Source organism: Niveibacterium sp. COAC-50, from assembly GCF_013184235.1.
Lineage (GTDB): Bacteria > Pseudomonadota > Gammaproteobacteria > Burkholderiales > Rhodocyclaceae > Niveibacterium > Niveibacterium microcysteis.
The window spans coordinates 912,400-937,210 of the sequence record NZ_JABCJM010000002.1 but is presented as its reverse complement, the minus strand read 5'-3'; the positions used below and the strand labels follow the sequence as shown (position 1 = coordinate 937,210).

Annotated in this window: 25 protein-coding genes and 1 tRNA gene; 13 read left to right on the top strand and 13 right to left on the bottom strand. The window is 66.4% G+C overall.

Annotated features, from left to right (window positions below; all coding sequences use genetic code 11):
- Window positions 1–11: 11 nt before the first annotated feature.
- The gene (locus tag HH302_RS11790) at window positions 12–1,616 is read right to left on the bottom strand and encodes a YdiU family protein (protein WP_172202359.1); all 1,605 of its coding nucleotides are present in this window, start codon (window positions 1,614–1,616) and stop codon (window positions 12–14) included.
- A gap of 161 nt (window positions 1,617–1,777) precedes the next feature.
- On the opposite strand from HH302_RS11790, the gene HH302_RS11785 reads away from it, so the two are divergent.
- On the top strand, window positions 1,778–2,893 hold the full coding sequence (locus HH302_RS11785) for an OmpA family protein (RefSeq protein WP_172202358.1): 1,116 nt from the start codon (window positions 1,778–1,780) through the stop codon (window positions 2,891–2,893).
- 58 nt (window positions 2,894–2,951) lie between these two features.
- Window positions 2,952–3,188: a DUF1653 domain-containing protein gene (locus tag HH302_RS11780; RefSeq protein WP_172202357.1), complete on the top strand. Its 237-nt coding sequence runs from the start codon at window positions 2,952–2,954 to the stop codon at window positions 3,186–3,188.
- A gap of 14 nt (window positions 3,189–3,202) precedes the next feature.
- Here the strand turns inward: HH302_RS11780 and HH302_RS11775 are convergent, their stop codons facing one another.
- Together HH302_RS11775 and HH302_RS11770 are read right to left on the bottom strand one after the other, a co-directional pair.
- On the bottom strand, window positions 3,203–4,663 hold the full coding sequence (locus HH302_RS11775; RefSeq protein ID WP_172202356.1) for a sensor histidine kinase: 1,461 nt from the start codon (window positions 4,661–4,663) through the stop codon (window positions 3,203–3,205).
- A 106-nt stretch (window positions 4,664–4,769) separates the two neighbouring features.
- Window positions 4,770–5,270 (bottom strand): flavin reductase family protein, encoded by a 501-nt coding sequence (locus HH302_RS11770; protein WP_172202355.1) that lies wholly within the window; start codon window positions 5,268–5,270, stop codon window positions 4,770–4,772.
- Between the two features lie 324 nt (window positions 5,271–5,594).
- Here HH302_RS11770 and HH302_RS11765 point away from each other — a divergent pair, with 324 nt between their 5' ends.
- The gene (locus HH302_RS11765; protein ID WP_172202354.1) at window positions 5,595–6,308 is read left to right on the top strand and encodes a pirin family protein; all 714 of its coding nucleotides are present in this window, start codon (window positions 5,595–5,597) and stop codon (window positions 6,306–6,308) included.
- Between the two features lie 48 nt (window positions 6,309–6,356).
- Here the strand turns inward: HH302_RS11765 and HH302_RS11760 are convergent, their stop codons facing one another.
- Entirely contained in the window at window positions 6,357–6,785 is a 429-nt protein-coding gene (locus HH302_RS11760) for a cytochrome c5 family protein (RefSeq protein WP_172202353.1), read from the bottom strand.
- Between the two features lie 138 nt (window positions 6,786–6,923).
- Between HH302_RS11760 and HH302_RS11755 the strand changes: the two genes are divergently transcribed.
- Window positions 6,924–7,000: transfer RNA gene (locus HH302_RS11755), tRNA-Arg, on the top strand.
- 50 nt (window positions 7,001–7,050) lie between these two features.
- Here the strand turns inward: HH302_RS11755 and HH302_RS11750 are convergent.
- Complete coding sequence (locus HH302_RS11750; protein WP_172202352.1) at window positions 7,051–9,261, bottom strand: bifunctional diguanylate cyclase/phosphodiesterase; 2,211 nt, start codon at window positions 9,259–9,261, stop codon at window positions 7,051–7,053.
- A 189-nt stretch (window positions 9,262–9,450) separates the two neighbouring features.
- On the opposite strand from HH302_RS11750, the gene HH302_RS11745 reads away from it, so the two are divergent.
- A complete protein-coding gene (locus HH302_RS11745) occupies window positions 9,451–10,113 on the top strand; it encodes an MBL fold metallo-hydrolase (protein ID WP_305847222.1) in 663 nt (220 codons plus the stop codon).
- Between the two features lie 9 nt (window positions 10,114–10,122).
- Complete coding sequence (locus tag HH302_RS11740; protein WP_216661875.1) at window positions 10,123–10,812, top strand: response regulator transcription factor; 690 nt, start codon at window positions 10,123–10,125, stop codon at window positions 10,810–10,812.
- A gap of 49 nt (window positions 10,813–10,861) precedes the next feature.
- On the opposite strand, the gene mscL is transcribed toward HH302_RS11740, so the two are convergent.
- The gene (gene mscL / locus HH302_RS11735) at window positions 10,862–11,281 is read right to left on the bottom strand and encodes a large conductance mechanosensitive channel protein MscL (protein WP_172202350.1); all 420 of its coding nucleotides are present in this window, start codon (window positions 11,279–11,281) and stop codon (window positions 10,862–10,864) included.
- Between the two features lie 81 nt (window positions 11,282–11,362).
- Here mscL and HH302_RS11730 point away from each other — a divergent pair, with 81 nt between their 5' ends.
- Window positions 11,363–12,319, top strand: a complete 957-nt coding sequence (locus HH302_RS11730) for a sensor histidine kinase KdpD (protein ID WP_172202349.1) — start codon at window positions 11,363–11,365, stop codon at window positions 12,317–12,319.
- The gene (locus HH302_RS11725) at window positions 12,316–14,493 is read left to right on the top strand and encodes an AsmA family protein (RefSeq protein WP_172202348.1); all 2,178 of its coding nucleotides are present in this window, start codon (window positions 12,316–12,318) and stop codon (window positions 14,491–14,493) included. Before HH302_RS11730 ends, HH302_RS11725 begins: the two co-directional genes overlap by 4 nt.
- 12 nt (window positions 14,494–14,505) lie before the next feature.
- Here HH302_RS11725 and HH302_RS11720 read toward each other — a convergent pair whose 3' ends face one another.
- On the bottom strand, window positions 14,506–16,245 hold the full coding sequence (locus HH302_RS11720; RefSeq protein ID WP_216661874.1) for an ABC transporter transmembrane domain-containing protein: 1,740 nt from the start codon (window positions 16,243–16,245) through the stop codon (window positions 14,506–14,508).
- 75 nt (window positions 16,246–16,320) lie between these two features.
- Complete coding sequence (locus HH302_RS11715) at window positions 16,321–16,827, bottom strand: hypothetical protein (RefSeq protein ID WP_172202347.1); 507 nt, start codon at window positions 16,825–16,827, stop codon at window positions 16,321–16,323.
- A 166-nt stretch (window positions 16,828–16,993) separates the two neighbouring features.
- Here HH302_RS11715 and HH302_RS11710 point away from each other — a divergent pair, with 166 nt between their 5' ends.
- Window positions 16,994–18,496, top strand: coding sequence for a YifB family Mg chelatase-like AAA ATPase (locus HH302_RS11710; protein WP_172202346.1), 1,503 nt, complete (start codon window positions 16,994–16,996; stop codon window positions 18,494–18,496).
- Window positions 18,497–18,545: 49 nt separating this feature from the next.
- Window positions 18,546–18,944, top strand: a complete 399-nt coding sequence (locus HH302_RS11705; protein ID WP_206254484.1) for a hypothetical protein — start codon at window positions 18,546–18,548, stop codon at window positions 18,942–18,944.
- On the opposite strand, the gene HH302_RS11700 is transcribed toward HH302_RS11705, so the two are convergent.
- Window positions 18,941–19,351 (bottom strand): hypothetical protein, encoded by a 411-nt coding sequence (locus HH302_RS11700; protein WP_172202345.1) that lies wholly within the window; start codon window positions 19,349–19,351, stop codon window positions 18,941–18,943. The two genes, HH302_RS11705 and HH302_RS11700, sit on opposite strands and share 4 nt — an antisense overlap.
- Before the next feature lie 314 nt (window positions 19,352–19,665).
- Between HH302_RS11700 and HH302_RS11695 the strand changes: the two genes are divergently transcribed.
- From HH302_RS11695 to HH302_RS11685, 3 genes are read left to right on the top strand one after another with little or no spacing between them, the layout of a single operon-like run.
- Window positions 19,666–20,283: a DJ-1/PfpI family protein gene (locus tag HH302_RS11695; protein ID WP_172202344.1), complete on the top strand. Its 618-nt coding sequence runs from the start codon at window positions 19,666–19,668 to the stop codon at window positions 20,281–20,283.
- A gap of 35 nt (window positions 20,284–20,318) precedes the next feature.
- Complete coding sequence (locus tag HH302_RS11690) at window positions 20,319–21,491, top strand: class I SAM-dependent methyltransferase (protein ID WP_172202343.1); 1,173 nt, start codon at window positions 20,319–20,321, stop codon at window positions 21,489–21,491.
- On the top strand, window positions 21,481–22,473 hold the full coding sequence (locus HH302_RS11685; protein ID WP_172202342.1) for a DUF2804 domain-containing protein: 993 nt from the start codon (window positions 21,481–21,483) through the stop codon (window positions 22,471–22,473). The genes HH302_RS11690 and HH302_RS11685 overlap by 11 nt, the downstream gene beginning before the upstream one ends.
- A 19-nt stretch (window positions 22,474–22,492) precedes the next feature.
- Here HH302_RS11685 and HH302_RS11680 read toward each other — a convergent pair whose 3' ends face one another.
- The 4 genes from HH302_RS11680 to HH302_RS11665 all read right to left on the bottom strand — a co-directional run bounded on the left by HH302_RS11680 (window position 22,493) and on the right by HH302_RS11665 (window position 24,782).
- Window positions 22,493–22,834, bottom strand: a complete 342-nt coding sequence (locus HH302_RS11680; protein WP_172202341.1) for a hypothetical protein — start codon at window positions 22,832–22,834, stop codon at window positions 22,493–22,495.
- 34 nt (window positions 22,835–22,868) lie between these two features.
- Complete coding sequence (locus tag HH302_RS11675; RefSeq protein WP_246479716.1) at window positions 22,869–23,063, bottom strand: hypothetical protein; 195 nt, start codon at window positions 23,061–23,063, stop codon at window positions 22,869–22,871.
- A gap of 292 nt (window positions 23,064–23,355) precedes the next feature.
- Window positions 23,356–24,165, bottom strand: a complete 810-nt coding sequence (locus HH302_RS11670; RefSeq protein ID WP_172202340.1) for an alpha/beta hydrolase — start codon at window positions 24,163–24,165, stop codon at window positions 23,356–23,358.
- Window positions 24,162–24,782 (bottom strand): glutathione S-transferase family protein, encoded by a 621-nt coding sequence (locus tag HH302_RS11665; protein ID WP_172202339.1) that lies wholly within the window; start codon window positions 24,780–24,782, stop codon window positions 24,162–24,164. The genes HH302_RS11670 and HH302_RS11665 overlap by 4 nt, the downstream gene beginning before the upstream one ends.
- Window positions 24,783–24,811 lie beyond the last annotated feature (29 nt).

Below are 24,811 nucleotides of genomic sequence, written 5' to 3'. Positions count from 1 at the left end.
AGAAACCCGCGTCAGGAACTGCACGACAAAGCAGAGCAGCCCGGCTTGTGGCGCGCCCACTCCGGCCGGCGCGCAAACCAGGCTTCGTGCTCCGGTTGCTCGTCGTAGGGGCGCTGCAACAGTTCCAGCAAACGCTCGGTCGGCGCCATATCCCCTTGGGCTGCGGCGTCAATGGCCTGCTGCGCAATCCAGTTTCGCAGCACGTACTTCGGATTACTGCATTGCATGCGGCCAATGCGCGATGCGCCCGGCTCTGCTTCGTCGCGAACCCGCTGGGTGTAACGGAGCAGCCAATCGGCGAGCGCACGGCCGTGTTCGGCCTCCAGCGCTGCTGGAGCGTAGAAGGCCTCGCGCAGCGGCGTAAGCCGCGCCTCGGCCGCGACGTCGGCACCCGTTGGTACGTCGGCGAGGCGACGGAAAAAGATCGTCATGTCGGTCTCTGTCTGCTGCAAGAGACCGAACAGGTCGACGATCAGCGGGTCGTCGTCCTCGCGCGTCGCAATGCCTAGCTTGTCAGCCAGCATGCGTGACCAATGAACGCCGAAGTCGATGCGATACCGCTCCAGCCCGGCACGCAGCGCATCGTCGTCGCCGACCAGGTCGCTCAGCGCGCCGGCCAGGCGTGTCAGGTTCCAGTACGCGATCTGCGCCTGCTGGCCGTAGCAGTAGCGGCGCCCCTGCGCATCGGTGGTGTTGGGGGTCCAGCCAAGGTCGAAGCCTTCCAGCCAGCCGTAGGGGCCGTAATCGATGGTGAGGCCCAGGATCGACATGTTGTCGGTGTTCATCACGCCATGCACGAAGCCGACGCGCATCCAGTGCGCCACCATCAGCGCGGTGCGGCCGCAGATCTCGTCGAACCAGGCCGCGTAGGTCGCGGCACCCGGTTCGCCGAGGTGCGGGTAGTGATGCCGGATCACCCAGTCCGCCAACGCCTTAAGGTTTGTTGCTTCATTCTCGGCGGCGAAGATCTCGAAATTGCCGAAGCGCACGAAACTCGGGGCGACACGACATACCACCGCGCCGGGCTCGGTTTGCGGGTTGCCGTCGTAGAACATGTCGCGCACGACGCCCTCGCCAGTCGCCACCAGCGACAAGGCGCGCGTGGTCGGCACCCCGAGATGATGCATCGCCTCGCTGCAAAGGAATTCGCGCAAGGATGAGCGCAGCACCGCGCGACCGTCGGCATGACGCGAATACGGCGTGCGGCCCGCACCCTTCAGCTGCAGCTCCTGCCGCTGACCGCTGCGGTCGAAGATCTCACCCAGCGTGATCGCACGCCCATCGCCCAATTGCCCCGCCCACTGGCCGAATTGGTGGCCGCCATAGCGCGCCGCGTAGGGCTGCATACCCGGCAGTACACGCCCGCCGCCGAGAACGTCGGCAACCATGCCGCTGCCTAGTAGCGGGCGCGCAATGCCGAGCGATTCGCCCAGCGCGTCGGACCAGGCCAGCAGCCGCGGCGCCGCGACGGGCGTCGGCAAGACGCGGCTGTAAGCCGCACCGGGCACCTGACGCGGCACATTGTGGCTACCCGGATCGGCCGCATGGGAGCGCACGAACAGGTCGTCGAAAACCACTTCTTCGAACGGGCGCAACAGGGCATCAGGGGCATTCATCGTCGGGGTTCTCCGGGGTCTCGGTCTGTTCTGACCACGGCGCCATGCACCGGTTCGTTGAAGATACGGCCAAAGAGTGAAATGAGAAATGTTTCCGCGCCATACCGTCAATCGCCGATGCTAGGATCGCGCGATGTCATCGGAATAATCGGAGTCGACGCATGTCCAAGATCAGCACTGCCCTGTTCGCCGCACTAGTCATGCTCGGCGCCTTGGCCCAGCCGGCTCATGCCGAAAGGGGCGCCGATCACCCCGAAGTCAGCCGCTACCCCGGCGCGGTGATCGAGGGCTACGACTTCAAGGAATACGAAGAGGCACAGCTGATCCTGAGCCGTCCGGCCTATCGCGGCGGCGAATTCACCGCTGACAAGGTGCTGCCGCTCGAAGGCCGCGTCACCTACATCCACTACGAGATGCCAAAAACAGCGTCCGCGCTGCAGGTGTTCCGCAACTACCAGTCGGCGCTGAAGCGCTCCGGTTTCAGCGAGCTATTCGTCTGCGACCGCCCCTGCACCGATGCGAACCTCAGCAGCTTCAAGGCGCTGATGAAGGCGCGCGACCTCTACCTCAACGGCAGCCGTGAGAACCAGTACCTGGCGGCCAAACGCGGCAACACCTATGTGTCGCTGTGGGTCAATGACCTCGGCGAGCCGAACGCGTGGCTGTTCGTGATCGAGAAAGGCAGCCTGGACGACAACCAGATGGCGATCAGCGGCGAGAGCGCGATCGCGAAGTCCCTCAGCGAACAAGGGCGGGTGGATCTCTACGGCTTCCAGTTCGACACCGGCAAAGCAGTGCTGCGCGACAGCTCGCAGGCCACGCTGAAGGAACTCGGCAAGGTATTGCAGGACAACCCGACGCTGCAGATCGAGGTGATCGGCCACACCGACGATGTCGGCGGCGCCGACGCCAACCAGCGGCTGTCGGAAGCACGCGCGCGCGCCGTGACCGAAGCGCTCGCCCGCAACGGCATTGACGCCTCCCGCATGCTCGCACGCGGCATGGGGCAGACGCAGCCGCTCGCCGCGAACACCGACGAAACGGGCCGTGCTAAGAATCGCCGTGTCGAGATCATCGCGCAGCGCCCCGCCGCCACGGCCGCGACACAAGCGCAAGCCAGCCGCCCCGCACCGCGGCCGCAAGCGCAGACAGCGCCGGTGAACGGCAACAGCAACGAGAGCAACAAGTCGGCCGCGGACACGACCCGCTCGGTCATCGACAGTGCCACGACGGCGATCGACACCGCCTACAAGCTCAAAGGCCTGCTGGGCCTGTAATCCGCCGCAAGGACAATGAAAGCGCCATAATCGGCGCTTTCCAGTCCGCCCCGCCGCCATGGAATCCAAAGATCTACCGCCGCTGCCCGAGCTGCGTCCAGGCCGTTACCGCCACTACAAAGGCGGCGAGTACGAAGTCCTGGGTGTTGCACGTCATAGCGAAACGCTCGACGCGATTGTGGTCTATCGCCCGCTGTACAACAGCAGCGGGCTTTGGGTGCGGCCGTACGCGATGTTCGTCGAGACGGTCACGCACGAAGGCGTGGTGCAGCCGCGCTTCGCACCTCTGCAGTAGCCGCTCGCGCTGCGTCAGGTGCGCAGCGGTGCACTGAGCGGCAGACGGATCGTCACGGTGGTGCCGACATCCGGCTGGCTTTCGAGCCGAATGTCGCCCCCCAGCACACCGTGCACCAGGTTGTAGGCCACATGCAGCCCGAGGCCGCTGCTGCCTTGCGCCAGGCGGGTCGTGAAGAAGGGGTCGAAGACCTTGTCGATCTGGTCTGCGGCGATGCCCGCTCCGTTGTCCCGTACGACAATCTCCACCCCTTCCGCCACAAGGTTCGCGCCAAGCTCCAGTCGCGCATCGCCCCTGCCGGCGAGCCCGTGCACGAGCGCGTTGTCGACCACGCTTGAGAGTACTTGCTGCAGGGCCGCCGGATAGCTGTCGAGCATCAGCCCGGATGGCGCGTCGAGCACCAGCGTGCCGCGAAGTGCGCGCAAGGCCGGCGCAAAGAGATGGGCGATGTACTGCAAGGTATCGCTGACCGAAAACGCGGAGCGCACCGACGCCGGCTGCTCGACCGCGACGGCCTTGAAGCTGCCGACGCTGGCCACCGCACTGGCGATCGCCTGTTCCATCAGCACCGCGGCTTCGGAGACATCGGTGATGAACGCGCGGATATCGGAACGCCGCAAGCTGCCTTGTGCAAGTTCGCCAAACTCCTCGCAACGCGACAGCAAGGTGGTGGCAAGGACCCGGGCGTTGCCAAGCGGGGTATTCAGCTCGTGCGCGATACCAGCGACCATGCGCGCGAGGCTGGCAAGGCGGCGCGCCTCCAGCAGCGCGCTCTGCGCCCGCTGCAGATCCTCGAAGGCTTGCGCCAGTTCGACGTTGCGTTGGTCCAGATCGCGCGTACGTTCAGCGACCCGCTGTTCCAGCGTGTAGTTGAGTTGCTCGTAGCGCGCATTGCTCTCGGCGAGTTCGGCCCCGCGCCGGCGCTCGGCCTCGTCCATCGCCGCGCGCTCGATGGCGATCGCCGCCAGATGCGTGGACGCGCGCACCGCGTCGCGGTGAAACGCCCCCGCGCCGCGACACTCGGCGAAATACAGCGCAAACGTGCCCAGGATGGCGCCGGCTCGCGCGCGTATCGGCGTCGACCAGCACGCCCGCAGGCCGTGAGGCAACGCGAGGTGTTTGTAGGGCGCCCATAGCGGATCGTTGGCGATGTCAGTCACTTCTACCGCTTCGCCGCGGTAGGCGGCGGTGCCGCAGGACCCGACCGCCGGCCCGATCTCGACCCCATCGATTGCCCGTACGTACTCGTCAGGCACGCTCGGGGCGGCGCCATGACGCAGATGGGTGCCTTCTAGCAGCAGCACGGTGCAACGGACATCCCCGGCGAGCAGTTCGACACCGCGACACAGCAGATCCAGCGTGTCATGCAAGGGCTTGCCTCGCGCGACGGCTTCGAGGATGTCGTTCTGAAGCGCGAGAAGCTCGGAGCCCCGCTCAGGGCATTCGAGTCTCCCCAGTTCCACCGATGCAGACATCGCGGCACTCCGGTATCAGGTCGATCAGCGCTGCAGCCAGGTCATCAAAGCCGCCTCATGATGCGCCCCGCCGGCCCGCAAGTACAAGCGGACCCCGACCGCGAGCCTAGTCGACCGACAGGTAGCGGTAACGCCCCGCGTGGTAGATCAGCGGTTCGCCTTCGCCCCGTTCAAACGCCTCGACCTGGCCGATGAACAGCAGGTGATCACCGCCGTCGTGGCGGATGCCATTGCGGCATTCGAACCAGGCACAACAGTCCTGCAGAAGTGGCGCGCCAGTCACGCCTTCGCGCACATCCAGCTCGGCAAACTTGTCCTCGGCACGCGTCGCGAAGCGCTGCGACAAGGGCTGCTGGTGCGTGGCCAGCACGTTGATTGCGTAATGGCTGCAGCGTTCGAAGTCCGCCAGCACCGGAAGGTGACGCGCAAGACTCCACAACACCAACGGCGGAGTGAGCGACACCGAGTTGAAGGAATTCACCGTCAAACCGATGCGTCGGCCCTCCGGCGTCCGCGCCGTCACCACCGTGATGCCGGTGGCAAACATGCCCAGGGCACGACGGAAGGCAATCGTGTCGAACTCGGGCGAATCGTCGGAAACGGACATGCGGAAAATCTCGGTCGCTGCGGAGGCCGGATTATGCTGCGCGCCGCGGGCCTCGTCGACCCGGCGAGCAACAGGGGCATTTCGGGATTCAAGGCGGCCAGAATGCGGCCGTAATCAATTTTGCGAGCGGCCAGGCGGAAGCGAGTCTCGGCGGCGAACCGGCCTGTTTCTGCATGACTGAGCCGCTCGCACCTCACCACCCGGTCTTGTGAGCCGCATTCACCTTATCCGCCACAAACCTTCGCTTTTTTCGCCGTTTGCCTCGGCCTATGCTTGTCTCTGGCGCTGATTCACATTCACGGATCAGCCAAGCAGGAGGCCCACATGATCCAGATTCGACCCGCCGACGAACGTGGCCATGCCAACCATGGCTGGCTCGACAGCCACCACAGCTTCTCTTTTGCCGACTACTACGATCCTCAGCACATGGGCTGGGGCGTGCTGCGGGTCATCAACGACGACCGCGTTGCGCCCGGCATGGGGTTCGGCACGCACGGTCATCGCGACATGGAGATCGTCAGCTATGTGCTGGCTGGCACGCTGCAGCATCGCGACAGCATGGGCAACGGCACGCTGATCCGCCCCGGTGACGTGCAGCGCATGAGTGCCGGTAGCGGCGTGATGCACAGCGAGTTCAATCCATCGCAGAACGAACCGGTGCACTTCCTGCAGATCTGGATTCACCCGGCGGAGCGCGGCATTGCCCCCGGCTACGAACAGCTGAGTTTCAGCGCGGACGACAAACGCGGACGCTTGCGCCGCGTCGCCTCGCCCGATGGGCGCGACGGCAGCGTAACGCTGCATCAGGACGCGTCGATCTTCGCCGGGTTATTCGACGCCGGTGAATCGGCGGAATATCGCCCGACGCCAGGCCGGCTCGGCTATCTGCATGTTGCGCAGGGCAGCGTGCGGCTCAATGGCCAGACACTCCGGGCTGGCGACGGCGCCCGGATCGCCGACGAGACGGTTCTGACGATCGAGGGTATCGAGGGCGGAGAGGTGCTGCTGTTCGATCTGCCCCCTGGCGAGACGGCGTAAACGCAAACGGGCTGCCCGAGGGCAGCCCGTTTTTTTCAAAACCGCAGCTTACTTGGCGGCCGGTTCCTTGAAAGAGGCACCGGACTTGTTCGCCATGAAGACGATCGCACGCGCGATTTCCTCATCCGTCAGGTCCGGATTGCCGCCGCGCGCCGGCATCGAGTTTTTGCCGTTAATGGCGGACTTCAGCAGCCCATCCAGACCTTGACCCAGACGCGGCGCCCATGCCGCGTTGTCGCCAACCTTCGGCGCACCCAGCGCACCGGCGTTGTGGCACGCGCCGCAAACAGCACCGACCACCTGCTCACCGGTGCGGCTCCCCTTTGCCGCACCCGCGTCGGCGGCCGCCAGGGCGACCTGCGCGACCGGCTGGATCAGCGTTGCGGTCTCTTCCTCGTTGACGGGTTGCGACTTGTTGCAGCCGGCAAGCAGAGCGGCCGAAAGGAGAGCGAGCGGTAGCGCGGTGCGGATCGACATGATGGCCTACGATATGTTTTGACGTTGTGCTGCGCGGCCCCCTGCCACGCAAGGCCCTGATTATAGCGGGACAATTCGACGCGCTGCAGCATCCGCATGGACGCTGGGGGGTGATCTGCGCTATGATCCGACGGCTGTGCGACCGTAGCTCAGCTGGATAGAGTACTGGCCTCCGAAGCCAGGGGTCGTGGGTTCGAATCCCGCCGGTCGCACCAGATCTCGCTTTCCAGCATGTCCCATGCCGTTTCCGGCAATCCGTCTTGCCTCAGATCCACTCGTTTGCCTTGTCGCCCAGCAGCGCTTCGGCAGGTGTGACCTCGCTCGACAACCAAGCCGTCAGCGCCGCCTCCGACATCGGGCGCGCGAGCAGGAAACCTTGCACATAGTCGCAGCCCGCCCGGCGCAGCTGCGTAAGCTGCGCACGCGTCTCGACCCCTTCGGCAACCACCTTGTGGCGCAAGGCGTGCGACAAGGCGACGATGGATCGCACGATGGTGCGGGCATTGTCGTCGTCCGTCGAACGCATCACGAAGGCGCGATCGATCTTGACCAGATCGATCGGCATCCGCGACAGGTACGACAAGCTGGAATAGCCGGTACCAAAGTCGTCGAGCGCGATTGAAACGCCCAGTTCCTTGAGGCGCGCCATCTCGCGCAGCGCTGACTCGGCATCGCGCACGATCACGCTCTCGGTCAGTTCCAGTTCAAGGCGATCGGGGGGAACGTTGTAGTCGGCCAGCGCGCGTGCCACGGTGTCGCCGAAATTCCGGCTCTCGAACTGGGGCGCGGCGATGTTCACGGCAATCCGTGGCAAGGGCAGGCCGGCTGCGCGCCAGCGCGCCAAGGTAGCGCAGGCGTTACGCAAGACCTTCTCGCCGATCGGGACGATCAATCCGGTTTCTTCGGCAATCGGTATGAAACGCCCGGGCGAGATCACCGTACCCTCGGGCGTCTTCCAGCGCAGCAGCGCCTCGGCCGACACCATGCGGCCGCCGTTGAGCTCCACCTGAGGCTGGTACTCGAGGATCAGCTCGCCCTCGTTGTCGAGTGCGCGGCGCAGCCCGTTCTCGATATTGAGCCGGTCCATCGCGCGCTGGTTCAGGTCCGGCGTGTAGAAGCGATAGCCGCCGCGGCCCGCTTCCTTGCTGGCATACATCGCCAGATCGGCGTTCTTCAGCAGGTTGGCAGCGTCGTTGCCGTGGTCCGGGCAAATGCTGATACCGATCGAAAACCCCACCTTGAAACTGTGACCGGCGAGTTCGACCGGCGTGAGGAAGGCGTTGAGAATGCGGCGCGCGATACCACTCACCTGCTCGGTGTTGCGCACGTCCCGAGCGAGGATCACGAACTCATCGCCACCGAAGCGGGCGACCAGATCACCATCGCGCAAGGCGCCGCGCAGTGCTTCCGCGATGTGCTGCAGCAGGGTGTCGCCGGTCTGGTGGCCGAGCGTGTCGTTGATCCGCTTGAACAGGTCGAGATCGAGGAACAGCACCGCGATCCGTTCGCCACTGCTGGCGTGCGCCACCAGCGCCTGCTCCAGCATGGCGGTGAAATGCGCGCGATTGGGCAGGCCGGTCAGCGTGTCGCGCTGCGCGAGGTCGAGCGCCTGCGCGGTCGCCTGTTCGAGTTCCCGAGTGCGCGACTGGACGCGGTCTTCCAGCAGATTCTGGTATTCAAGAAGGCGGGCGCGCGAGGCGCCAAGGCTGTCCACCATGTGCTGGAAGGCGCGCCCGAGGTCGGCCAGTTCGTCGGTGGACGAAATCTGCACCGTTTGGCCGAGCCGGCCCTCGGCCACCTCGCGCGCTGCCCGCGAAAGGTCGCGCAAGGGCTGCACCAGGCGGCGGGTGAACAAGGTGGTCAGCACTATCGCCAGGGCGGTGACGACGATCGCGAAACGCGCGGTCTCGTTGATGAAGGACAACGCCTCGCCCTTCGCGCGCGCGCTCGACAAGGTCAGCTGAACATAGCCGAGCGGGGCGTCGTCGGGGGCCCCGACGAAGGCCTCGCCGTCATCCTCGTCCGGCACTCGCGCAGGCGGTTTGACGACCGCGAGAAACTCAAGCTGGTCGCCGCCCAGGCTGCGATGGCTGACGCCGCGTGCCGGCCAGTCGGCCGGCTTCACCCGCGCCGGCGCGCTGGAACGGAAGCGCCGCTCGACAAGCAAAGTGTGATCAGCGCCGTAGAAGGCCGCGTAGGCGATGTCCTTGTTGTCGGCCAGGCCGCCAAGCATTTGCGTCAGCGCTGGCCGGTTCGCGCTGTACAGCGGGAACTCTCCGCTCTGCGCCAGCATCGAAACAACCGCCTCGCCATGCCCCTTGAGGGCATCGAAGGCGAGCTTCGACTGCGTACGGATCACCGCGACACCAATCGCCACCGCGGTCAGCAGGATCGTCGAGACGGCCAGCAAGCTCAGCTTGGCAGCAATGCCCATCGGACGAACAGCAAGCGGAAACGGCAGGTAGGGTTTGGCCATCGATCGGTTCGGGTTCAATCCGCATGCGATGCGCGTCCGACTTGGCCCGGACACGCACGGCTACCACATCATATTCGGCGGGCAGCATATTCCGGCGTCACCCCAGTAACGGGCTGGCGCGACGATAACTTGAGCAACCGCAGGCCAGCGTGACCAGCGCAACTGTCAGCAGCGGCCGCGGGCGCTAGAATGAACGGTTTGGAGGCTCGTGTCTTGCAATACCGGATTCTTCCCGTCACCCCGTTTCAACAGAACTGCACCCTGCTCTGGTGTCCCGAGACCCGCAAGGCGGCCTTGGTCGACCCTGGCGGCGAGGTCGACCGCCTGCTCAAGGCAGTCGAAAGCGAGGGCCTGACGCTGGAAAAGATCCTGCTGACGCACGGCCATATCGACCATGCCGGTGGCACTGCCGAGCTTGCCCGGCGCACCGGCGTGCCGATCGAAGGGCCGCAGGCGGAAGAGCGCTTCTGGCTTGAAGCCCTGCCACAGCAATCCCGCATGTTCGGCTTCCCGCAGGTCGAGCAGTTCGAGCCCAACCGCTGGCTCGAAGACGGTGACACGGTTACCGTGGGTGCGCAGACGCTGTCGGTGCTGCACACACCAGGGCATACGCCGGGCCACATCGTCTTCTTCCACCAGGGGGCGAACCTTGCGCTGGTCGGCGATGTGCTGTTCGCAGGATCGATTGGCCGCACCGATTTTCCGCGCGGCGACTTCAACACCCTGATCCGGTCGATCCGCACGAAACTGTGGCCGCTCGGCGACGACGTCAATTTCATTCCTGGCCACGGCCCGATGTCCAGCATCGGCCGCGAGCGCCGCACCAACCCCTTCGTAGCCGAAGGGCTTTGAGGAAACGCCATGCGCCTTGCAATGCTCGAGGATGACCGCGACCAGTCCAGCACCGTGGAAACATGGCTGCGCGATGCTGGGCACGATGTCCACGCGTTCTCGCATCCGCGCGAGCTGATGAAGGTCGCCGGCCGCGAGAGCTTCGACCTGTTCCTGATCGACTGGATGGTGCCGGACATCTCGGGCGCCGAAGTGCTGCACTGGCTGCGGGAAGATCGCAACGACCCGACGCCGGTGATCTTCGTCACCGCGCGCGATGCCGAGGAAGACATCGTCGCAGCGCTCGGTGCCGGTGCTGACGACTACATCGTCAAGCCAGTCCGTCGGCTCGAGCTGCTCTCCCGCATCGAAGCCGTGCTGCGTCGCGTGCGGCCGAAAGAGCCGGAACGCGAGCTGAATGCGCCGCCCTACCGCTTCGATATCGCCAACAAGGTCTGCAGCCTGGGCGATACCGCGGTTGACCTGACCGACAAGGAATTCGAACTGGCGCTGTTCCTCTTCCGCAACGTCGGCCGCCTGTATTCGCGCGGCCACTTGCTCGAGGCCGTTTGGGGGCGCAACCCGAACGTTGCCACGCGCACGATCGACACCCACGTCTCGCGCCTGCGCACCAAGCTCGCGCTGCGGCCGGAGAACGGCTACCGCCTGACGCCAACCTACAACTACGGCTACCGGCTCGAACGCCTGACCGAGGAATGAAAACGGCCGCCTTCCGGCGGCCGTCGCTCAGCCCACGCGGGGCACGGCGTCACTTCTTCAAAGCATCGCGGATTTCGCGCAACAGCACGATGTCTTCGGGCGTCGGCGGCTCTTCGGCCGGCGCCGCGGGCTGCTCACGCTTGAGCTTGTTCACTGCTTTCATCGCAACGAAGATCGCCAGCGCGATGATCAGGAAATCCACCGTGGCGTTGATGAAGGCGCCATACTTCACCAGCGGTGCGCCGGCCTTTTCCGCCGCCTCCAGCGTCTCGAAGGTCTTGTCGCCGAGGTTGAGGTACAGGTGCTTGAAGTCGACACCCCCGATCAGGCGACCGAGGATCGGCATGACGACATCCTTGACCAGCGAATCGACGATCTTGCCGAAAGCACCGCCGATGATGACGCCCACGGCAAGGTCGACCACGTTGCCCTTGAGCGCGAATTCCTTGAACTCCGACAAAAAACTCATGACCCGATCTCCTGATTGGCCGCCTTGCGGCGGGCTTGTTGTCGTGGCGACCGATGCGCCGCACTGCAGGGGCGAGTGTCCATGATCCCGCCGCGAACACGCAAGGGCATGATGCTGCCGCCAGCGCTGCTAGACCTGCTGCCGCTCGGTGCCGTGCTGTGCGACGCCGATGGCGAGCTCGTGCATGCATCGCCGCGCGCCCTGGCCCTGCTCGGCGTCGCTGACGCGGCCACGGTGATGAGCGCATTGCAAGCTGGCGACTTCGAATCGGCCGCGCAGTTGCCACTGCGCGTGACACGGCATGAACTGGGCGACCCGCATCAGACGCTCTACCTGATCGAAGACCGCAGCGCCGAAGTGAGCGCCGCGAACCTGCGCGACGACGCATGGCGCGCGATGTCGCACGATTTACGCTCGCCGCTCGGCGCCATCCTGACGCTGACCGAGAGCGTCGCCGACGGCACGCTGCCGCCGGATCCACAGACCTTGCAGCAGGTCGGGCACTACGCGGAGTTGGCCCTTGCGCGCGCGGACGGCGTGTTGCGCTTGCTCCGCGCCGACGCCCTGCGCAGCGAGCAGTTCGAAGCGGTGAGCCTGCAGCAGATTGCATGGGAGGCGAGTGACGCCTGCTATGCCGCCGCACGCGACCGCGCAATCTCGGTCCGAGTAGACGCCGATGCAGCCGGCGACGACGCACTCGTCGGCGGCGATGTCGATGCGCTACGCCGCGCACTCACGCACCTGCTGGAAAACGCAATCCTGCACGGCCCCGCCGGCCAGTCGGTGGCGCTGACGGTGGCGGACTGCGACACGCACTGGCGCATTGCGGTGCATGACAGCGGCCACGGTCCCGATGCCACGGCACTCTCGGTGCTGACGGGCGCACAACGCATCGGACGGCCACGTGGGCTCGGCCTCGCGTTCGTGCGGCGAGTGGCCGACCGGCATGGCGCGCGAATCCATTGCGCCCGTGGCGCTGACGGTTTCACCGTGGGCCTTGACCTGCCGAAATGGGCTGCGGAGCACGCGCAGGCATGATCACCCGGCTGTCCAAGGTCCTCGGCTTCCTGCTCGGCGCGCTCAGCGCGCTCGCGCTGGTGCTGGGGCTCTACCTGCATGCCAGTTGGGACGGCAAGGTGGTCCGCCGCGACCTCGCCCGCCAGGTACGCGAACGCACAGCGCGGCCACTGGCGATGGAGGGGACACCGAGGCTTGCCTTCCGCCCATGGCCGACCGTGGTGATCGAAGGACTTGCACTCGGCGAGCGCGAGGCGCCGGGCATTCCACTGCGCATCGGCCGCGTGGAAGCGGGTGTCGCACTGCTGCCGCTGCTGCGCGGCAGGCTCGAACTCCGCTCGTTGCGCCTCTCCGATCTGGACGCCACGCTGGTCCGCAGCCACGACGGCTGGAGCCTTTCCGACCTCAACCGCGGCCTGCGGCTCGAATCACCGTGGCCCTTCGAAGTCCGCCTCGAACAAGTCGCGCTCGAACGCGCACGCATAAGGCTGCGCGACGATGCGCTCGGCCACGCACTCACCTTCGAGCGGATCCATCTTGTGACCGGCTCGCTGCAGGCCGGTTCGCACGGCCGTGTTCGCGCCGAGGCCTCGCTGACCGAAGGGCCAGGCGCAGCATCAGGCGGCCTCACGCTGGACCTCGCCTACCTGCTCGACAACAAGGGCTACGACATCGAATCAGCGACGCTGGGCTTCCGCGGCGACGCATGGGGCGCCACCAGCGTGGACGGCGACCTGCAGATCCGCAGCGGCCGCGGCGACCAGGGCAGCGCGCTGGCCCTGCAAGGCATCGTGCTGCAGGCCAAGGGGCGACTCGGCACCGGCAAACTGCAACTGCAGGCAAGCGCGGAGCGCCTGGCCAGCCAGAATGATGCGCTGGCGCTGCAGGCCATCAAGGCCACGCTGCAACTGGTCGATGGCAACGCGCGCACCGACGCGAGCTTCGAAACCGCCTCGATCGCGCCGCGCACACCCGACTTCCCCGGCGAACCGCTGCGCGCGACCTTCCGCAGCCAGGGTGGGCAACGCCTCACCAGCGGCCAGCTCAACGCCCGCATCGCCTACCGCCCGCAACATGGCCGTATCGAGCTGGATGCGATCGACGCGCGTTGGCGCAGCGCCGCGCCCGGCGCCCCCGAAGGGGCATGGACGGCCACCGTGGGCGGCAGCGCCGCAAGCTCCCTGCTTGGCGGGCGCGTCGATACGCGGCTTCAGGTCCGGGTTGCGGAGAGCGCAATGCAGTTCCAGGCAAGCTACGAGCAATCGCGTTCGGTGCCGTGGCACTTCACGGTGGACGCCGATCGCATCGACACCGGCCGGATCAGCAAGGCGCTCGGTCTGGAGGGCGCCGGCGCAATGCTCGCGCCGATCGCACGCCTGCATGGTGATGGTCAGCTGCGGATTGCCGCCCTGCGGATCGGGCCGCTGCAAGGCAGTGGTGTGAGCGCGCAGCTGCAGACCGGCGATGGCGCGGTGGGCTTCGATTCCCTCGCGCTCAAAGCCTACGGCGGCGATATCGCCGGCAGTGCGCGTTACGAAACGGCCAATCGCAGCCTAGCGCTGGACAGCCGCTTTACCGGTGTCGAACTCGCTGCGCTCGCGCAGGACCTCAAGCGGAACTGGCCGCTGCGCGGCAGCGTGTCCGGCCGCTGGTCGGTCCAGGCAAACGGGCCGGACTGGCCAGCCATCGCCCACAGCTTGAGCGGCGAAGGCCAGTTCACCCTGCGCCCCGCGCAGTGGACCGGCCTCGCACTGGACGACTTCCTGCGCGCCGTACGGCCCGCACTGAAGGACCGCGGCGCAGCGGAGCGCCGCCATGCTGCGCGCGAGCAACAGGCCTTTGAGGAATTCGGTGCGCACTGCCGCTTTGGCGGTGGCGAGGCCGATTGCAGCGAACTGGCCGGCCGCACACCCTGGGCGCGCATTGGCGGCGGCGGCAAGGTGCTGCTTGCAGATGGCCGGCTGGACTGGCTCGTTCGCACGGCGGTGCAGTCGCAAGGGCCAATTCCGCGCGACCTGATCGGCCTGCGCGGTGTCACGGTGCCGGTGCGGATCAGCGGGGCTTTGCGCGATCCGCGCTACGCCCTGGATTGGCAGGCAGCGCCGCCTCGCCCGGCGCCGTTACGCGCAAAGCCGGTCGAGAAGACACCGGAGGCCGCGCCGGACTCGCCTGCCACGCCGAGCGCTGCCGGCTAGCGGCGGCCGGCCTCAAGCGCTGAACTGCAGGCGCGCGAGGTGGGCGTAGAGCCCGTCCGCCTCGATCAAGGCGGCATGGTCGCCCTGCTCGACGATACGACCATGCTCCATCACGACGATGCGATCGGCCTGCTGCACGGTGGCAAGCCGGTGCGCAATCACCAGCGTCGTGCGACCGCGCATCAAGTGCGTCAGTGCGGCCTGCACCATGCGTTCACTTTCGGCATCGAGCGCCGAGGTTGCTTCATCGAGCAGCAGGATCGGGCGATCGGCGAGGATCGCACGGGCAATCGCAATGCGCTGGCGCTGCCCGCCGGAGAGCTTCACACCGCGCTCGCCGAGATCTGTGTCGTAGCCCTGCGGCAACTCGCGCACAAAGCCGTCGGCATAGGCCGCCACGCAAGCCGCCTGCACCTCCGCGAGCGAGGCATCCGGCCGCGCGTAGCGCACGTTTTCGAGCACGCTTGCAGCAAAGATCACCGCCTCCTGCGGGACCAGCGCGATGCGCGCGCGAACCGCGAGCGGATCCGCCGCATCCAGCGCAACACCGTCGATCGTGATGCGGCCAGCCTGCGGATCGTAAAAGCGGAGCAGGAGCTGAAAAACAGTGGTCTTGCCTGCGCCGGAGGGGCCGACGAGCGCCACGGTTTCGCCCGGCGACACCTTCAGATTGAAGTCATCGAGCGCCGCCGTATCAGGGCGTGTCGGGTAACGGAAAGCCACCGCCTCGAAGCTGACTTCGCCGCGCGCCGGCGGCAGTGGCACCGGGTTGGCGGGCGGCGCCACATCTGGCGCAGTGGCGAGCAGTTCCATCAATCTTTCGGTCGCGCCACGCGCGCGCTGCAGATCGCCCCACACCTCTGACAGTGCGCCAACGCTGCCCGCGACCATGGCCGCGTAAAACACGAAGGCCGACAGTTCGCCACCGCTGAGCCGGCCCGCCAGCACATCGTGGCCGCCGATCCACAGGATGAACGCGATGGCGCCGAAGACCAGCACCATCACGGCCACGATCAAGGCCGAACGCGCCGCAATGCGGCGCCGCGCAGTGGAGAATCCACGTTCGACCCGCGCGCCGAAATCGGCCCGATCAGCCGTTTCGTGGCCATAGGCCTGGACGATTCGGATCTCGTGAATCGTCTCGTCGATGCGGTTGCCGAGATCGGCGACACGGTCCTGACTTTCGCGCGCCAGCGTGCGAACGCGGCGGCCAAACAGCACGATAGGCGCCACCACCAGCGGCACGCCGGCGATCACCAGCAGCGTGAGCTTGGTGCTGGTCGTGAACAGCATCACCAGGCCGCCGATCAGCAGCAGCGCATTGCGCAACGCAATCGACACGCTGGAACCGATCACGTTCTCAAGTTGGGTGGTGTCGGAAGTCAGTCGCGAGATCACATCGCCCGTGCGACCGCTCTCGAACCACGAGGGCGGCAGGCTCAGCAGATGATCGAACACCTTGCGGCGCAGATCGGCGGTGACGCGCTCACCGAGCCAGCTGACGTTGTAGAAGCGCAGCCAGGTCGCCGCAGCGAGCAGCGCAATCACCCCGAACATGGCGGCCAACGCGCGATCCAGCCAGGCCGGATCGCCGGCCGAAAAGCCGCGGTCGATCACGGCGCGCAAGCCCTGCCCAACACCCAGCATTGCACTCGCCGCAAGCACCAGCGCGATCGCCGCCACTGCGATGCGTGCGCGGTAGGGGCGCAAGAGGTCGATCAGGATGCTGCGGACGGTGGGCGGATTAGGCATGACAAGACCCTGCATGACGGCGACAGCCGCATGCTCTCACGTCAGCGCCCGATAGCGCGCGCGCTGCGCCTGCGTTCAGAACCGCAGGCGGGTACCGAAGGTAAGGCTGCCCTGGTCGATCAGGTCGAAACCCGGCGCACGGTCCTCGCGGTGCAGGCGGTAGGCGGCCGAGATGGACCAGGCCGGACTGAAATCGTAGGAGAGCCGCATGCCGGCATCGACACCCCGCCCCTGCGTACCCCCCAACGCATCCACGTCGCCCGCAAGGCGGAAGCTGCGCCAGAAACGGTACTCACCAAATGCATGCAGCAGGGGCACGTAGCCGCTTTGCGCGAGCAGCGGTGCGGTCAGCGGCGTTGTCTCCCATGCGCTCACACCGAGGCCTGCATGCCAGCCCGGTTGGTCCAGCAACGCGTAGCGCAGGCTGGTTCGGCCCGGTGTCGGCAGGTCGCCATCATCCGCGCCGGGTCGCAAGAGCCGGGCGAAATCCATCTCCGGTGCAGCGATACCGAAGCTGCTGCCGGTGACTCGCAAGCCGTCCGCCAGCGTCGGCGGCGTCAGAACAACGAGGGGCAGGAGCAAAGCCCCATGTGCAAAGACTGCTCCGATCCCGATACCACGCATGACGCAAGCCCCTCCCGGTCTGCACCCACGCCGCGGCGTGACTGGTGCCGCGCCGCGCGAGTTTTCATTATGGACGCTGCTGCGCCGATCGCTAGACTCGCAGCATTCTCATGCCGGAGTCATCATGAGCCTTGCCTGTGTCACCAGCCGCGCGCTCGATGGCATTGCTGCGCCGGAAGTGGTCGCGGAGGTCCATCTTGCGAACGGCCTGCCGGGCTTTTCGCTGGTCGGTCTGCCCGAAGCGGAAGTCCGCGAATCGCGCGACCGGGTGCGTGCCGCATTGCAGACCTGCCAGTTTGAATTTCCTCAACGCCGCATCACCGCCAACCTCGCACCGGCCGATCTGCCGAAGGAAGGTGGGCGTTTTGACCTGCCGATCGCGCTCGGCATCCTCGCGGCCTCTGGCCAGATCCGTAGCGGCGCGCTGGACGGCATCGAATTCGCGGGTGAGCTGTCGCTCGACGGCCGGCTGCGCCCGGTGCGTGGCGCGCTGGCAATGGCACTGGCCGCCAGCCGCGCCGGCCGACGGCTCGTACTGCCGGCCGACAACGCCGGCGAAGCAGCGCTGGTTGCCGGCGCGAGCGTCTTTTCGGCGCGTAGCCTGCTCGAAGTGGTGGCGCACCTGAACGGCCAACACGAGCTCGACCCGGTGGCAACCATTTCCGGCGCGCAAACCGCCCCCGCGTACCCTGATCTCGCCGATGTCCGCGGCCAGCAGACTGCCAAGCGGGCGCTGGAGATCGCCGCCGCAGGGCGCCATTCGCTACTGATGTACGGGCCGCCGGGCAGCGGAAAGTCGATGCTCGCGCAACGCCTGCCGGGCATCCTGCCTCCGATGAACGAGGTCGAAGCGCTTGAAGCGGCGGCAGTGCAATCGATTGATGGCGGCTTCGATCCCGCACGCTGGGCGGTGCGCCCGGTGCGCGCGCCACATCACTCGGCATCGGCTGCCGCGCTGGTTGGCGGCGGTGCGAGTCCGCGACCGGGCGAAATTTCGCTCGCCCACCACGGCGTCTTGTTCCTCGACGAACTACCCGAGTTCGACCGGCGCGTGCTGGAGAGCCTGCGCGAGCCACTCGAAACGGGCCACATCACCGTTTCGCGCGCGGCCCGCCGCGCTGACTTCCCAGCACGCTTCCAGCTGGTTGCGGCGATGAACCCCTGCCCCTGCGGCCACCACGGCAGCAACACTGGCCGCTGCCGCTGCACGCCGGACCAGGTGGCACGCTACCGGGGCCGACTCTCCGGGCCACTGTTGGACCGCATCGACATGGTGCTGGAAGTAGCCGCCGTACCCGCCACCGAACTGCGCGCCACGGCGCCCGGCGAGGCCAGCGTCGCGGTGAGGCAGCGCGTAGTCGCGGCTGACGCGGTGCAACGGGCACGCCAGGGCACACCGAATTCGGCGCTTGATGCCCCCGGTGTCGAGCGGCACTGCAATCCGGACGAGGCCGGCTCGCGCCTGCTCGCCAGCGCGATCGCGCACCTTGGCCTTTCGGCACGGGGCACCCATCGGCTGCTGCGCGTCGCGCGCACGATCGCCGACCTGGCCGGCTGCGATACTGTGGGTGCGGGCCACGTTGCGGAAGCGATACAGCTCCGCCGCAGCCTGCCGATGCCCGCGTAACAAGCGCCTGCTATCCTTGCCCCCTGACCATCGAATCGCCTGAAAAGCCATGGACACCTCCAGCCTATCCAACCGAGACCAGAAGGTACGCAGCGTGCGCAAATGGGCCTTGATCGTGTTGCTCGCCATTGTCGGCGGCACCGTGCTCTACACCGTGGCCGTACTCAACTTCGCCTACTCGAGCGGCGAGCGTGCCGGGTATGTACTCAAGCTCTCTCGCAAGGGCTGGGTCTGCAAGACCTGGGAAGGCGAATTGCAGATGCTGGCCATCCCCGGCGCGCTGCCGGAGAAGTTCCACTTCACCGTTCCCGACGAGAAAGTGGCGGAGCAGATCAACCAGGTCTTGGGCAAGCAGGTCACGCTGCACTACGACGAGCACGTGGGCATTCCATCCACCTGCTTCGGTGACACCGGCTACTACGTGACTGGGGTCGAAGCGATCCGTTAATCGACGCGGGTCGCCAGCGCGTCCAGCACCGCGGCTGCCCCAGCGGCCGCGTCCAACCGCGCGGCAATCACGCCTCCCGGGCCGAGGATGGCGGCGCCGCGCTCCCCAGCGACGATGCCGGCGTGGCGCGACCAAAGCCCGAAAAGATCTTCCGCCATCGGCAAGCGTTGATCAGGCCGCAACCCGCGCGTCATCAAACGCTGGCCGAGTTCGCCAAACGGCGTCACGGCAACCAGGTCGGCGCCCAACGTGCGGAACTCAGCCGCGAGACGTGCGAAGGCGCGCAGATCCTGCCGTGCCAGAGCGACGTCATTTCCGAGAAAAATCAGCACTCGCCACGCGAGATCGTGACCCGCGAGCGCAGCAGGCGCCGCTGGCAACGGAAGCGATTCGTTCGGTGCGTTCATTGTCGCGCGGCCTCCCTCGTCCGATTGGCCGTACTCAATGGCATGACGCTGCGCCGCACGATCGACCGCGGCCGAGCGGCACGCCGATTCGCCCCGACGCGCGCACGGCGCGACATCGCCAAAACCCGCATGGATATTGGGCGACGATCGCACAAATATGCCATTCGCCTAACAAGAATCATTGCCGAATCATCGCACGCGAGGGGGGCGATGGTCCAACCGGAATGACTTACGAAATGTAAGCTGACGCAGTGCAACAGAACATGCCACAATCCTCGCCGCCGCATCCCCCCACTGTGGCTGGAGAGTGTGTGATGACGCTGTGCATCGGGCTCTACCTGTTCGACGAGGTCGAGATTCTCGATTTCGCCGGTCCGCTTGAGGTGTTCTCCACAGCCAGTCGCGTATTTGCGCGGCTGCATCCCGGCGCCCCGCCCCCCTTCTGCACCGCACTGATCGGCCGTGAACCCAGCATCCGCGCACGCGGCGGACTGCGTGTGACCTTGCCTCATCGCATCGACGACCATCCGCCGCTGGACCTTCTACTGGTGCCGGGTGGGGTGGTCGACGCCGAACTGGAACGCCCGGAAGTGGTCACCTGGATCGGTGCCCAGGCCGCTCGCAACGGCCGCATCGCATCGGTGTGCACCGGCGCTTTCCTGCTCGGCGAGGCCGGCCTGCTCGATCGTCGTCGCTGCACCACGCATTGGGAAGATGTCGCCGCGCTGCGTAGCCGCTATCCCAACGCTCACGTGGTCACCGACTCGCGCTTTGTCGACGACGGGCCGATCATCACCTCGGCCGGCATTTCCGCCGGGCTGGACATGAGCCTCTACCTCGTCGCACGCCTTGCCGACCGCTCGCTCGCCGTGCGCACCGCAAGGCAGATGGACTACGCCTGGCAAGGGTCGCCCGAGAGCGGGACGCAGTAAATCGCCGCGCGCAGCACCGGCGGTAGAATCCGCCGATGACTGCAGAACGCCCCGACCAGCTCCCGCCCCCTTCGCCCGACGCGCTCGCCGCCAGCGGTGCGTTGCTCGAACGCATCCACAGCGCCATCGACAACGCAGGCGGCTGGATTCCGTTTTCCGACTACATGGCGCTAGCGCTCTACAGCCCCGGGCTCGGCTACTACAGCGGCGGCGCGCGAAAGTTCGGCCCCGGCGGCGACTTCATCACCGCGCCAGAACTCACACCGCTGTTCGGCCAGGCGCTCGCCACCCAGATCGCGGACATCCTCCGGCAGACCGCCTCGCAAGTACTCGAAGTCGGTGCAGGAACCGGCCTGCTCGCGGCCGACCTGCTCGCCGCACTGGCAGAGCTGGGGCAACTTCCCGATCGATACCGGATACTTGAGGTCTCGGGTGAACTGCGTGCTCGTCAGCAGGAAACCCTGCAGCAGAAAGTGCCGAAACTGGCCGAACGGGTCGAATGGATCGACACACTTCCTGACAACTTTGATGGCGTCGTGATCGCCAACGAAGTACTCGACGTGATGCCGGTGGAACTCGCCGTATGGCGCGATGGCGGCATCTTCCAGCGCGGCGTTGCCTGGCAGGATGGGCTTCGCTGGGCCGACCGCCCTGCCACCGGCGAACTCGCGCGGGCTGCGGCCGCCCTGCCGGCGCCGATGCCGACTGCTGGAGAGTACGTCAGCGAAGTCTGCCTCGCCTCTCGCGCCTGGGTCGCCGAATGGGCGCGCCGGCTGACGCGCGGTGTGATGCTGCTGGTCGACTACGGCTATCCGCAGCGCGAGTATTACCTCGCCTCTCGCAGCACCGGCACATTGATCTGCTACTACCGCCACCGCGCCCACCCCGACCCCTTCCTGTGGCCGGGGCTGACTGACATCACCAGCTTCGTCGACTTCACCGCCACGGCGGATGCCGCGTACGACGCCGGCCTTGATGTGCTGGGCTACATCGATCAGGGCGCATTCCTGCTCAACTGCGGCCTGCTCGATCGCGTTGCCGCACGCGGCCCGACCGAGAACGCCGACTACATCCGCGCCGCGCGCGCCGCCCAGCGCTTGATCGCGCCGCATGAAATGGGCGAACTCTTCAAGGTGCTGGCAATCGGGCGCGGCATTGCAGAGCCGCTCCGCGGCTTCATGCGCGGCGACCGCCTGCATGCACTCTGAGCCTGCACAACCGCTGGCGGGCCCGCCCCCGCCACTGCTGACGCACAACGGGGCGCCTAACTTCGGCGCCTGGGCGGGGCGCATGCCGAGCGTGGACTGGCATCCGCTCCGGCTGCCGAGACGCCCCGGCTGGTTTGACTTGCACCTGCGGCACAAGCGCTGGCAGTACATCGCCCTCGCTCACCCGGACGTCTTCGTCGGTATCGCTACGGTGGATCTGGGTTGGGCCGCCCACGGCTTCGCGTATGCCTTCCTGCGCGGGCCACGGCAACTGCTATCGATTGCGCGGGACGGTCTGCCGGGGGCGGCCTCAGTCGGGGGCCCGCTTGCAAACGCCAGCGCGCGCCTGCCGGGCCTGCGCATCGACATGCGCTTGGCGGGCGACGCGATCGACGTTGCAGTGCGCAGTCGCGACATCGAACTCGACGCTTCGCTGGATCTGCGCACAATGCCGGCGCCGGCCTGCATCGTCGCACCCGCCAACTTGCTTGCCCATTGCACCCACAAGACCGGTGCGATCGCTGCGACCGGCGAACTCAGGGCTGGCACAAGGAAGCTGGACTTGAATGGCTGCCACGCGAGCATCGATCACTCGGATGGCTTGCTCGCCCACAAGACTCGCTGGAACTGGGCTTCAGCCCATGCCGATGGCCTCGGGTTCAACCTGCAGGCGGGCTATATGGGGGATGCGGAGAACGTCGTCTGGCTTGGCGGAATGCCCTACAAGCTCGGCCCGGTGGAGTTTGACTACCGCGCCGCCGACCCGCTCGCGCCGTGGCGGATCCACTCAAGCTGTGGCAACACGCGGCTCAGCTTTCAGCCGGAAGGGCTGCACCGGGGCAACAAGAACTTCGGCATCGTCGCGAGCCGTTTCGTGCAGGCAATCGGCTGCTTTTCGGGGCATATCGGTGTGCCCGGCGTGGCACGCGTGGACCTCAGTGGCCTGCTGGGCGTGACCGAAGATCACGCCTCACGCTGGTAAGGCAAACGCGGTAAAAGGATCAGGCGCGGAAGGCTGCAACGCGCGCGCTTTCGTCCGCGTCAAGCAGCCGCGGTTTGCCGCTCGCAGCATCGGCCAAGGTATAGACAAGCGTGATCCGCACCGACGGCCGGGGGTCGGCCGCTTCGGCCAGATACGCCACCACGCGCACGCCAGCGCGGCTCGCCTCCTGAATCGACCAAGCGAGTACCGGCTCGACCCCTTCGGGCAAGCTGCGCTCGACCTGCACCTGCAGATCGCCAAGGCGAAAGCGGTGCGGTGCCACGGCAGCGTGCAGCGGCGCCAGTGCGGCTTCGACCGGCGCCAGCAAGGCACTGCCTTCGCCGAACAGCGCGGCGCTCACCTCGGGTACGCACCGCGCCGCGTCGCGCGCCGCTTCATTCCTGGCTGCGATAGATCTGCCGCAGGAAATCGTCCGGATCGCCGGGCGGTGTGTCGCGCACACGTTGCGCGGCGTGCACCGGCTGCAAACCGAGCTGCTCCACGAGTGCCTGCGGCAGGCCGCTGGCGTTGAGGACTTCTTCTGCGAATTGCCCGAATTCGTCGAGCAGCCTGCCTGTTGCCATATCCATGATCATCACCGTCTCGCCCTCTGTCTGGGTCGCCCCCAACCCATGTCCGCTTGGCAATGCCACCGGACACACCCCTCGTAGCGGGCTCTTTCATTGAGCCCTTAATTGCAGTGAACGTTCAAACCCCGAAAAAGTTGAGGTCTGATGTTGCATCGACGCGATTTTTTTCACGAAGTTCCACAGTCGATGCGCCTGCAAGCCAATAGTGACCGCATCTGTAGGGCTAACGGGCGATGTTGCGAGAAAGCGACAAGGGGGAAAACAGCGCCTTCCCGAGGCGCTGCGAAGGTGGTCAGATAGGCAAGTTTTCAAGCCACGCGGCGAGCGGATCGGCGGCAGCACGCCAGCCTGCTTCCAGCATCATGCCGTGGCCGATGCCGGGAACGATCAGGGGTTCAACACCCCACTGGCTGGCGGTTTGGCGTACGCCGGCCACCGGAATCAATGCGTCTTCCGCCGCCCCCATCACCAGCACATGCGCACAATTGCGCCGGCTCGGATGCGGCAGCGCAAAGCCCAGCATGTCCCAGATCGCACGCTGCGATTCACCATGCATCTGCAGGAAGTAGCGCTCCAGCAATTCGGTCGGCAAGGGCTGATGGAACATCGCTTCGACCAGTGCGCGCGGACCAATGTTGCCGCCCCCGGCAAGGCGGTTCAGGTCGAACAGCAGGCCCGGCCGACGGATCGCCAACCCAAGCGCGGACGACCACATGCCGCCGGGGGGCACCGCGCACATCAGCGCGGCGGCCGGCGCCGGCTGCGTTTCAAGCAGCTTCTGCACGACGAAACCACCCATCGAGTGGCCTATCAGCACAGGCGACGCTGGCAGGGTTGCAATGGCTTCCCGCAGATCGCGCACATAGTCGTCGATTGACAACGCATCGAGATACTCGCGCCCGGGGCTGCCACCGTGGCCAGACAGCGACACCGCGTGCGCGGCCCAACCGCGTTCTGCGAAGTACGGCAGGAAATGCTCCTGCCAGCACCACGCGCCCGCGTGGGCGCCATGTACGAAGAGCAGTGGTGATCTTTCGCCGTTGGCGCCCGTGGCCGGCAAGGCGCTAAGGATTTCGAGCGAGGCCGGTGCGCGCACGTTCATGCCGGCACCTTCATGCCACGCTGCACTGCCGGGCGTTCCGCAATGCGGGCATGCCAGGCCTGCACCTTGGGATAGTCCGCCAGATCGATCTGCTGGTAGTCGTGACGATCGATCCATGGAAACGCGGCGATGTCGGCAATCGTGTAGGTATCGGCCGCCAGCCATTCATGCTGCGTCAAACGGCCCTCCAGCACGCCATAAAGCCGCCGCGCTTCATCCGAGTAGCGCTTCATCGCGTAGGGCACAGCCTCCGGCGCGAAACGCAGGAAATGGTGCGCCTGGCCCAACATCGGCCCCAGTCCGCCCATCTGGAACATCAACCACTGCAACGCCTCGAAGCGGCCCCTATCGTCGGCCGGCAGCAGCCGACCTGTCTTGGCTGCGAGATACACCAGGATCGCGCCGGACTCGAACAGCGTGATGGGCTGGCCGTCCGGGCCCTCATCGTCGACCAGCACCGGAATCTTGTTGTTCGGGTTCATGGCCAGAAACGCCGGATAAAATTGGTCGCCACGGCTGATGTCGATCGGCTTGACCGAGTAGCGCAGCCCGCACTCTTCCAGCATGATCGAGACCTTTCGGCCGTTTGGCGTTGCCCAGGTATACAGCGTGATCATTCCCGTCTCCGATGTTGCACGTGCACATC

Bases quoted from the DNA above. Each gene is read 5' to 3' on its own strand.
- HH302_RS11790 (WP_172202359.1), bottom strand. From the start codon at position 1,616: ATGAATGCCCCTGATGCCCTGTTGCGCCCGTTCGAAGAAGTGGTTTTC.
- HH302_RS11785 (WP_172202358.1), top strand. From the start codon at position 1,778: ATGTCCAAGATCAGCACTGCCCTGTTCGCCGCACTAGTCATGCTCGGC.
- HH302_RS11780 (WP_172202357.1), top strand. From the start codon at position 2,952: ATGGAATCCAAAGATCTACCGCCGCTGCCCGAGCTGCGTCCAGGCCGT.
- HH302_RS11775 (WP_172202356.1), bottom strand. From the start codon at position 4,663: ATGTCTGCATCGGTGGAACTGGGGAGACTCGAATGCCCTGAGCGGGGC.
- HH302_RS11770 (WP_172202355.1), bottom strand. From the start codon at position 5,270: ATGTCCGTTTCCGACGATTCGCCCGAGTTCGACACGATTGCCTTCCGT.
- HH302_RS11765 (WP_172202354.1), top strand. From the start codon at position 5,595: ATGATCCAGATTCGACCCGCCGACGAACGTGGCCATGCCAACCATGGC.
- HH302_RS11760 (WP_172202353.1), bottom strand. From the start codon at position 6,785: ATGTCGATCCGCACCGCGCTACCGCTCGCTCTCCTTTCGGCCGCTCTG.
- HH302_RS11750 (WP_172202352.1), bottom strand. From the start codon at position 9,261: ATGGCCAAACCCTACCTGCCGTTTCCGCTTGCTGTTCGTCCGATGGGC.
- HH302_RS11745 (WP_305847222.1), top strand. From the start codon at position 9,451: ATGAACGGTTTGGAGGCTCGTGTCTTGCAATACCGGATTCTTCCCGTC.
- HH302_RS11740 (WP_216661875.1), top strand. From the start codon at position 10,123: ATGCGCCTTGCAATGCTCGAGGATGACCGCGACCAGTCCAGCACCGTG.
- mscL (WP_172202350.1), bottom strand. From the start codon at position 11,281: ATGAGTTTTTTGTCGGAGTTCAAGGAATTCGCGCTCAAGGGCAACGTG.
- HH302_RS11730 (WP_172202349.1), top strand. From the start codon at position 11,363: ATGATCCCGCCGCGAACACGCAAGGGCATGATGCTGCCGCCAGCGCTG.
- HH302_RS11725 (WP_172202348.1), top strand. From the start codon at position 12,316: ATGATCACCCGGCTGTCCAAGGTCCTCGGCTTCCTGCTCGGCGCGCTC.
- HH302_RS11720 (WP_216661874.1), bottom strand. From the start codon at position 16,245: ATGCCTAATCCGCCCACCGTCCGCAGCATCCTGATCGACCTCTTGCGC.
- HH302_RS11710 (WP_172202346.1), top strand. From the start codon at position 16,994: ATGAGCCTTGCCTGTGTCACCAGCCGCGCGCTCGATGGCATTGCTGCG.
- HH302_RS11705 (WP_206254484.1), top strand. From the start codon at position 18,546: ATGGACACCTCCAGCCTATCCAACCGAGACCAGAAGGTACGCAGCGTG.
- HH302_RS11700 (WP_172202345.1), bottom strand. From the start codon at position 19,351: ATGAACGCACCGAACGAATCGCTTCCGTTGCCAGCGGCGCCTGCTGCG.
- HH302_RS11695 (WP_172202344.1), top strand. From the start codon at position 19,666: ATGACGCTGTGCATCGGGCTCTACCTGTTCGACGAGGTCGAGATTCTC.
- HH302_RS11690 (WP_172202343.1), top strand. From the start codon at position 20,319: ATGACTGCAGAACGCCCCGACCAGCTCCCGCCCCCTTCGCCCGACGCG.
- HH302_RS11685 (WP_172202342.1), top strand. From the start codon at position 21,481: ATGCACTCTGAGCCTGCACAACCGCTGGCGGGCCCGCCCCCGCCACTG.
- HH302_RS11675 (WP_246479716.1), bottom strand. From the start codon at position 23,063: ATGGATATGGCAACAGGCAGGCTGCTCGACGAATTCGGGCAATTCGCA.
- HH302_RS11670 (WP_172202340.1), bottom strand. From the start codon at position 24,165: ATGAACGTGCGCGCACCGGCCTCGCTCGAAATCCTTAGCGCCTTGCCG.
- HH302_RS11665 (WP_172202339.1), bottom strand. From the start codon at position 24,782: ATGATCACGCTGTATACCTGGGCAACGCCAAACGGCCGAAAGGTCTCG.